Annotated in this window: 1 protein-coding gene and 1 pseudogene; both read right to left on the bottom strand. The window is 69.3% G+C overall.

Annotated elements, in window-relative coordinates; genetic code table 11:
- A partial coding sequence (locus ACGFIO_RS44170; RefSeq protein WP_392837257.1) for a type I polyketide synthase occupies positions 1-3717 on the bottom strand: 3717 nt, incomplete at its 3' end.
- A gap of 224 nt (positions 3718-3941) precedes the next feature.
- Positions 3942-9375: pseudogene (locus tag ACGFIO_RS44165) on the bottom strand (type I polyketide synthase); the annotation flags it as partial.

Genomic DNA, 9375 nt, shown 5'->3' with positions numbered 1-9375 from the left:
GGAGGCGCCGGTGATCAGCACGGTGCCGTCGGGGTCCCAGGGCTGTGCTTCGGCGGTGGTGGTGCGGGTGAGGTGGGGGGTCTGCCATCGGCCGTCGGTGAACCGTAGTCGGGGCTGATCCACGGGCACCGGGGGCAGGGGTTGGTTGCTTTCGATCAGGGTGAAACGGTCGGGGTGTTCGGATTGTGCGGAGCGGACCAGCCCGGACACTGCTGCCGAGGCGAGGTCGGTGCCGGTGTGGATGATCAGAGTGCTGTCATCAGCCAGCGCGGTATGGATGGCATCCAGGGTTCGAGAGGTCAGCGTGCGGGCTTGGGTGAGTGGGTCGTCGTCGCTGGTAGGGAGCGCGGTGAACACAGCCGCGTCGGAGGCCGTCGTGTCCGTGATATCGGTCCAGGTGACGGTGTAGAGATCCTGGATGTCGGTGGCAGCCGGACGAGTGATCAAAGAACCAATGGTCGCCACGGGATGGCCGCTCCCATCGGCGGCACGGATATTCCAGCCATCGTCAACCGGTGTCACGGCGACACGGAGGGCGGTGGGGCCGGTCGAGGCGATCTGGATGTTGTTCCACGAAAACGGCAGCCGCAGTTCCTGGTGATCCTCCGGGGCATGCAGCAGGCAGGCGTGCAAGGCGGCATCGAGGAGGGCCGGATGCACCGCGAACTGCGCCGCGTCCGATTCCTGCTCGTCGGCCAAGCCGACCTCGGCGTAGATCGTGTCGCCGGCGCGCCAGGCCGCCCGCAAACCCTGGAAAGCCGGACCGTACTCGTAGCCGAGAGCGGCCAGTTGGTCGTAGAGGCCGGACACGTCGACGCTCGCGGCCGGCGGCCACACCTCGAACTCCGGCAGGGTGACAAGGTGCTGAGCCGCGCTGATGGTGGCCGTGGCGTGCCGGGTCCAGTGCTCCGACTCGTTCGCTCGGGAGAAGACGGTGACCGTGCCCTCGACCGCCTTCACCGACAACTCGACGCTCTCGGAACCCGGGAACACCAGCGGGTTCTCGATCACCAGCTCATCGACGACGTCACAGCCCACCTCGGCGGCGGCCCGGACGACCAGCTCCACGAACCCCGTACCCGGCAACAACACACTGCCCCGCACCGCGTGGTCGCCCAGCCACGGGTGCGTGGCCAGCGACACCCGCCCGGTCAACACCACACCATCACCATCCGAGCCGGGAAGCGCGGTCGCCGCACCCAGCAGGGGATGCCGCACCGCCGCCAGGCCCAACCCGGCAACGTCCCTGGATGACCAGGCCGTCTCCGCCCAATACCGTTGGCGTTGGAAGGCGTACGTCGGCAGATCCAGTTCTCGCCGCCCGGCGGTGATCGGCCAGTCGACTTTCACACCACGCACGTGCAGCTGGGCCAACGCGGTCAGCGCGGCCCGCGGCTCATCGTCACGGTCGAGCATCGCGATACCGTCGATCAGCCGCGCCAGACTCCCATCGGGTCCCACCTCGACAAACAGCGCGCCGTCGTTAGCGGCGACTTGTTCACCGAATCGGACGGTGTCGCGGACCTGCCGCACCCAGTATTCGGGTCCGTCCCCAACAGCCATCGCGATCCGCGGCACCCCATACGACAGCTGCCCAGCCACCGCCCGGAACTCGGCCAGCATCGGCTCCATCCGCGCCGAATGAAACGCGTGACTGGTCGCCAACCGCTTCCACCGGCCACCCAGGCTTTCCGCCGCCTGCAACACCGCGAATTCGTCGCCGGAAAGCACCACCGACGACGGTCCATTGACCGCAGCAATCTCCACCCCGTCGGTAAGCACAGCCTGAGCTTGCTGTTCAGAGACTGGGACAGCGACCATCACCCCGCCCAGCGGCAGGGCCTGCATCAACCGGGCACGAGCCGACACCAGCGCACAGGCATCCTCCAAAGACCAGATCCCCGACACATAACCGGCCGCCAGCTCACCAATCGAATGGCCGATCAACGCGTCTGGGCGTACCCCCCAAGAATCGAGAAGACCGAACAACGCAACCTGCAGGGCGAACAAGGCCGGTTGGGCATAGCCGGTGTCGTTGACATCCAGGTCGGGGATGTCGAGCTGATCCCACACCTGCTGACGGATCTTCGCGAACACCGGGAACACGGCGGCGAGATCATCACCCATGCCGGCGCGTTGGGAACCCTGACCCGAGAACACGAACACCACTCGCGGATCCGGCTCGGCCACCCCTGTGACCGTGTCCTCGCCCAGCAGGACGGCGCGGTGGTCGAACAACGACCTCGTCTCAGCCAACGTCGACGCGACAGCCGTCAGATCCCGGCCGCCGGTCAAAAGGGCCCGAAGCCGGTACTCGAGCTGGGTCAGCGCGGCCGGGGACTTGGCCGAGAGGAGTAGCGGGGTCAGTTCCGAGGGCTCGTCGGGGTGGGCCGGCTCCTCGGGCACGCCCTCCAGGATCACGTGGGCGTTCGTACCGCTCACGCCGAACGACGACACCGCGGCCCGGCGCGGGTGACCGGTCTCGGGCCAGGGCTGGTTGTCGGTGGCGAGTCGCACCGTTCCGGTGGTCCAGTCGACGTGGCGGGACGGCTCATCCACGTGCAGGGTTTGCGGTACGACGCCGTGTCGCATGGCCATGACCATCTTGATGACACCCGAAACGCCGGAGGCCGCCTGGGTGTGGCCGACGTTCGACTTCAACGAACCCAGCATCAGCGGCCGTTCCCGATTGCGGCCGTAGGTGGCGATCACGGCCTGGGCCTCGATCGGGTCGCCCAGGCGGGTGCCGGTGCCGTGGCCTTCGAGCACGTCGACCTCGTGCGGGGACAGGCCGGCGCTGGACAGGGCCGCCTGGATCACTCGCTGCTGGGACGGGCCGTTGGGGGCGGTCAGGCCGTTGGAGGCGCCGTCCTGGTTGACGGCCGAGCCGCGGACCAGAGCGAGTACGCGATGGCCGTTGCGTTCGGCGTCGGAGAGCCGTTCGACGACCAGCACGCCGGCGCCTTCGGACCAGCTCGTGCCGTCGGCGGCGTCGGCGAACGCCTTGCACCGGCCGTCGGGGGCCAGGCCGCCCTGGCGGGAGAACTCGACGAAGATCTCGGGCATCGGCATCACGGTGACCCCGCCGACCAGGGCCAGCGAGCACTCCCCTTGCCGCAGCGCATGCCCGGCCTGGTGCAGGGCCACCAGCGACGACGAGCACGCCGTGTCGACGGTGACCGCGGGGCCTTCGAGGCCGAAGAAGTACGACACGCGGCCCGACAGCACGCTCACAGCACCGGCGGTGACGCCGAAGCCGGCCAGGTCGGCGCCGGCCCCGTACCCGCCCGAGAAAGCGCCCATGAAGACACCGGTGTCACTGCCGCGCGCCGAGCCCGGTTCGATGCCGGCCCGCTCGAACGCCTCCCACGTCGCTTCGAGGATCAGCCGCTGCTGCGGGTCCATGGCCAGGGCCTCGCGGGGGCTGATGCCGAAGAACGCGGCGTCGAAATCGGCGGCGGCGTCAAGGAAACCGCCGCGCAGCGGGAGGTCGGGCCAGCCGCGGTCGGCCGGGAAGCCGGAGATCGCGTCGGTGCCCGACTCGACCAGCCGCCACAGGTCTTCCGGGGACTCGACGCCGCCGGGCAGCCGGCAGGCCATGCCGACGATGGCCAGCGGTTCGTCCCGGGCGGCCTGGAGGGAGGCGTTGGCCTTGCGGAGTCGCGTGTTCTCCTTGATCGACTTCCGTAGGGCGTCGACGATCTGGTCGTCGTTCATCGTTCCCCCTCCAGCACATGCTTGATGAGGGCCTCGGCGTCCATGGCATCGACGAGGTCGTCGTCGGCGGGTTCCGGCTCGGCCGCTGTGGTGGCGCCGGCCAGCCGCAGCAGCGCGTCCAGCACGCCCGCCTCCCGGAACCGCTCAATCGGTACGGCCGCGAGCGCCCGGCGCAGCTCCTGCTCCTCGGGAACGGGTTCCGGTTCCGCCGGGGCGAGCAGTTCGCTCAGCCGGGCGGCGAGCGCGCCCGGGGTCGGGTAGTCGAACACGATCGTGGCCGGCAGTCGCAGCCCGGTCGCCTTGGCCAGGCTGTTGCGCAGTTCCACGGCGGTCAGCGAGTCGACGCCCAGGTCCTTGAACGCGGCGGTCGGTGTGACGTCGCGGCCCTCGGCGTACCCGAGCACCATCGCACTGCTGTCACTCACCACCTTCCGCAGAGCCTGTTCTCGTTCGGCCGGGGCCAGAGCGGACAGGCTTCGCGTCATGTCGACGGCGGCGCGGCGGGCGACCGGGCGTTGCAGTGCCCGCATCAACGCCGGGACCTCGCCCTCCTGGGCCAGGTTCATCGGGGCGGCGACCACCATCGGTTCGCCGAGGGTGGCGGCGCTGTCGTAGAGGTGCATGCCGTGTTCGGCGGTGATGGTTCGCTGGCCGCCGCGGCGGATGCGCTGGTGGTCGGTGTCGGTGAGGCTGGCGGTGAGGCCGCTGGCGTCTTCCCACAAGCCCCAGGCCAGTGACAGGCCGGGGAGACCTTCCGTTTGGCGCCGTTCGGCGAGCGCGTCGAGGAACGCGTTGGCCGCCGCGTAGTTGGCCTGCCCGGCCGCTCCGAGCACGCCCGCGGCGGAGGAGTAGACGATGAAGGCGGCGAGGTCGTGGTGCTGGGTGAGTTGGTGCAGGTGCCAGGCGGCGTCGGCTTTGGGTCCGAATACGGCGTCGAGCCGCTCGGGGGTCTGGGCCTCGATGATGCCATCGTCGAGCGCTCCCGCCGTGTGAACGACCGCGCTGAGAGTGACCCCGGCCAGTGCGTGGGCGAGCTGCTCGGGGTCGGACACGTCGCATGATGCGGTGTCGACCTCGGCTCCGAGCTCGGTGAGCTCGTCGATCAGGGCCTGGTCGGGGGTGCTGCGGGAGAGCAGCAGCAGGTGTCGGATGCCTTTGTCGGTCACGAGGTGTCGGGCGAGGATGCCGGCCAGGACTCCAGAGCCGCCGGTGATGAGCACCGTGCCGTCGGGGTTGATCGGCTGGGGGATGGTCAGGACGTTTTTGCCGGTGTGGCGGGCGCGGCTCATCCAGCTGAACGCGTCGCGTGCTTGGCGGATGTCCCATGTCTTGACGGGCAGGGGTTGCAGGATGCCCTGCTCGAACAGGGCGAGTAGTTCAGTGAGGATTTCCCGCAGTCGGTCCGGGCCCGCATCGAGCAGGTCGAAGGCACGAACCCCGGCCCGGATATCGGTTTTGCCCATCTCGATGAACCGGCCGTCCGGGGCCAGCAGGTCGAGCGACGCGTCGATGAACTCGCCGGTCAGGGAGTTGAGGACGACGTCGATGCCCTGCGGGAAGGTGTTGCGGAAGTCGGTGGTGCGTGAATCGGCGATCTGGGCGATTCCGGCCTGGCGCAACAAGTGTTGCTTGGTGACGCTGGCGGTGGCGTAGATAGTGGCCCCAAGGTGGCGGGCGATCTGGGTGGCCGCCATACCGACGCCACCCGCAGCGGCGTGGATCAGGACGGACTCCCCCGCACTGAGGCCGGCCAGGTCGACCAGGCCGTAGTAGGCAGTGGCGAACGCGATCGGGACCGACGCCGCCGTGGTGAAGGACCAGTCGGCGGGCATTGCGGCCAGCAGCCGGCGTTGGGTGACAGCGGTCGGCCCGAAGCCGTCTTCGACCAGCCCGAAGACACGCTCGCCGGGGGCCAGGTCGTGCACCCCGGGACCGGTCTCGAGGACGATGCCCGCGGCCTCGCTGCCGATCGCTCCCCCGCCCGGATATTTGCCCAGGGCGATGAGGACGTCGCGGAAGTTGAGGCCGGCGGCGCGGACGGCGATGCGTACCTCACCGGTCTCCAAAGGTCGTTGCGGAACCTCGGCGAGGGTGAGGTCATGCAGGGTGCCCGTCCGGGGCTGTCGCAGCTGCCAGGAGTCGCCGTCGGGGATGGCCAACGGATGCGCGCGGCTCAGCCGTGGTGCTTCCCAACGGCCGTCGGTGACCCGCACTCGTGGTTCGTCGAGCGTGGTGGCCGCGGTCAGTTGGTCGTGGGTGAGAGCGGCGTCGCTTTCGACCAGGACGAAGCGGCCGGGGTGTTCGGTTTGGGCGGAGCGGACCAGGCCCGACACGGCGGCGGAGGCGAGGTCGGTTCCAGTGTGCACGATCAGCGTGTTGTCGGTGATGAGCTCGGCCTGCAGAGCGTGAAGGGTACGGGTGGTCAGCACCCGAGCCTCGGTGAGCGGGTCGTCGCTGCCGGGGTGGGCGGCGAAGACCACGACGTCGGCGGTGGGCGCCTCGTCCGGAACCGGGATCTCGGTCCAGGTGACGACATACACGTCATCGGTGTCGGTGGTGACCGGCCGGGTGACCAGGGAGTCGATCGTGACCACCGCACGGCCGACCTCGTCGGTGGCCTGGATGTTCCAGCCGTCCGGCCCGGGTGTGACCGCGACGCGGAGCATCGTCGGGCCGTCGGTGGCGCCTCGGACGTGAATGCCGTTCCAGGAGAACGGAAGTCGCACCTCCTGTGGTGCCTCAGGGGTGTGCAGCATGCAGGCGTGCAAGGCGGCGTCGAGCAGCGCGGGGTGTACGGCGAACCGGGGCGCATCCGGTGTCTGAGGCTCCGCCAGGGCGACCTCGGCGTAGATCGTGTCGCCGGCGCGCCAGGCCGCCTGCAAACCCTGGAAGGCGGGACCATACTCGTAGCCGACCGCTGCGACCCGGTCGTACAGGTCCGACACATCCAGGCTTCCGGCCGGCGGCCACACGACCAGGTCCGGCGCGGTGACCGGGCCGTCGGACGTGCTGATCGTCGCCGTGGCGTGCTGGGTCCAGGCGTCCGCGTCGGCCGCGCGGGAGAAGACGGTGACCGTGCCCGCTCCGGCTTTCACCGACAACTGAACGCTCTCCGAGGCCGGAAGCGGCAGCGGGTTCTCGATCACCAGCTCGTCGACGACGTCACAGCCAAGCTCGGCGGCGGCCCGGACGACCAGCTCCACGAACCCCGTACCCGGCAACAACACACTGCCCCGCACCGCGTGATCGGCTAGCCACGGATGGGTGGCCAGCGACACCCGGCCGGTCAACACGACGCCATCACCGTCCGAGCCAGGTAGCGCGGTCGCCGCGCCCAAGAGGGGATGCCGCACCGCGGTCAGGCCCAGCCCGGATACGTCGCCCGGCCGGCCCGCCGCGGTCGTCCAGTAGCGCTCCCGTTGGAAGGCGTAGGTCGGCAGATCCGACACCCGGCGTCCGGCGGTGATCGGCCAGTCGACTTTCACGCCGCGCACATGCAGTCGCGCGAGGGCTTTGAGTGCCGCTCGTGGTTCGTTGTCGCGGTCGAGTGTCGCGATGCCGTCGATCAGCCGCGCCAGGTTTCCGTCGGGTCCGAGTTCGACAAATACCGCGCCGTCGTGAGCGGCGACTTGTTCACCGAATCGGACGGTGTCGCGGACCTGCCGCACCCAGTAGTCGGGTCCGTCCCCAACGGCCATGGCGATTTGCGGGGTCTGATAGGTGAGCTGCTCGGCGACGGCCCGGAATTCGTCGAGCATCGGTTCCATCCGGGCCGAGTGGAAGGCGTGGCTGGTGGCCAGCCGCTTGGCCCGGTCGCTTAGTGTGGCGGCCGCTTGCAGCACTGCTGTTTCGTCGCCGGAGAGCACGACCGACGCGGGTCCGTTGACCGCGGCGATCTCGACCCCGTCGGTGAGCACAGGCTGGGCTTGTTGTTCGGAGACTGGGACAGCGACCATCACCCCGCCCGGCGGCAGGGCCTGCATCAACCGGGCACGAGCCGACACCAGTGTGCAGGCATCCTCCAGTGACCAGATGCCCGACACATAGCCGGCTGCCAGTTCACCAATCGAATGGCCGATCAGGGCGTCTGGGCGTACCCCCCAAGAATCGAGAAGACCGAACAACGCAACCTGCAGGGCGAACAGGGCCGGTTGGGCATAGCCGGTGTCGTTGACATCCAGGTCGGGGATGTCGAGCTGATCCCACACCTGCTGACGGATCTTCGCGAACACCGGGAACACGGCGGCGAGATCATCACCCATGCCGGCGCGCTGCGAACCTTGACCCGAGAACACGAACACCACTCGCGGATCCGGCTCGGCCACCCCTGTGACCGTGTCCTCGCCCAGCAGGACGGCGCGGTGGTCGAACAACGACCTCGTCTCAGCCAACGTCGACGCAACAGCCGTCAGATCTTGGCTGCCAGTCACGTAGGCGCGGAGGCGGTCTTCGAGCTGGGTCAGGGCTGCGGGGGTCTTGGCCGAGAGGAGCAGCGGGGTCAGTTCGGAGGGCTCGTCAGGGCGGGCCGGCTCCTCGGGCACGCCCTCCAGGATCACGTGGGCGTTGGTGCCGCTGATGCCGAACGATGACACACCGGCGCGGCGTGGGCGGCCAGTCTCTGGCCATGACTGGTTCTGGGCCAACAGTTGCACCGCTCCGGCGGTCCAGTCGATGTGGCGGGTTGGCTCGTCCACGTGCAGGGTTTGCGGTACGACGCCGTGTCGCATGGCCATGACCATCTTGATGACGCCGGAGACACCCGCGGCGGCCTGGGTGTGGCCGACGTTGGATTTGATTGAGCCGAGGAGCAGTGGTCGGTCGCGGTCCTGGCCGTAGGTGGCGATTACGGCTTGGGCTTCGATCGGGTCGCCGAGGGTGGTGCCGGTGCCGTGCGCCTCGACCACGTCGATGTCGGCCGGGGTCAGACCGGCGTTGTCGAGTGCCGCCTGGATCACTCGCTGCTGGGACGGGCCATTCGGAGCCGTCAAGCCGTTGGAGGCGCCGTCCTGGTTGACGGCTGAGCTGCGTACGACGGCGAGGACACGGTGGCCCTTGCGCTTGGCGTCGGACAGGCGCTCGACCAGGAGGACGCCGACACCCTCGGACCAGCCCGTGCCGTCGGCCGCGTCGCCGAACGCCTTGCACCGGCCGTCGGAGGCCAGGCCGCCCTGACGGGCGAATTCGATGAAGGTGCGCGGGGTGGCCATCACCGTGACGCCGCCGACCAGGGCCATCGAGCACTCGCCGTGCCGCAGGGCATGGCCGGCCTGATGCAGGGCGACCAGGGACGACGAACAGGCCGTGTCGACCGTCATTGCGGGGCCTTCGAAACCGAAGAAGTACGAGACCCGGCCGGACAGTACGCTGACCGCGCCGGCCGTCGCAGGAGAATCGTCGCCGTCGTTGCCATAGCCGGCGGAGAAGGCGCCCATGAACACGCCGGTGTCGCTGCCACGGGCGTCGGCCGGGTCGATGCCGGCCCGTTCGAAGGCCTCCCAGGATGCCTCGAGGATGAGGCGCTGTTGGGGGTCCATGGCTAGGGCTTCGCGGGGGCTGATGCCGGAGAAGGCGGCGTCGAAGTCAGCGGCGCTGGTGAGGAAGCCGCCCTGGTAGGGGTGATCGGACCAACCGCGGTCGGTCGGGAAGCCGGAGATGGCG

The sequence above is a fragment of the Actinoplanes sp. NPDC049265 genome (genome assembly GCF_043197135.1).
In the GTDB taxonomy this organism is placed as follows: Bacteria; Actinomycetota; Actinomycetes; order Mycobacteriales; family Micromonosporaceae; genus Actinoplanes.
Note: the sequence above shows the minus strand (reverse complement) of the source record. Positions and strands in the feature narration are given on the sequence as shown.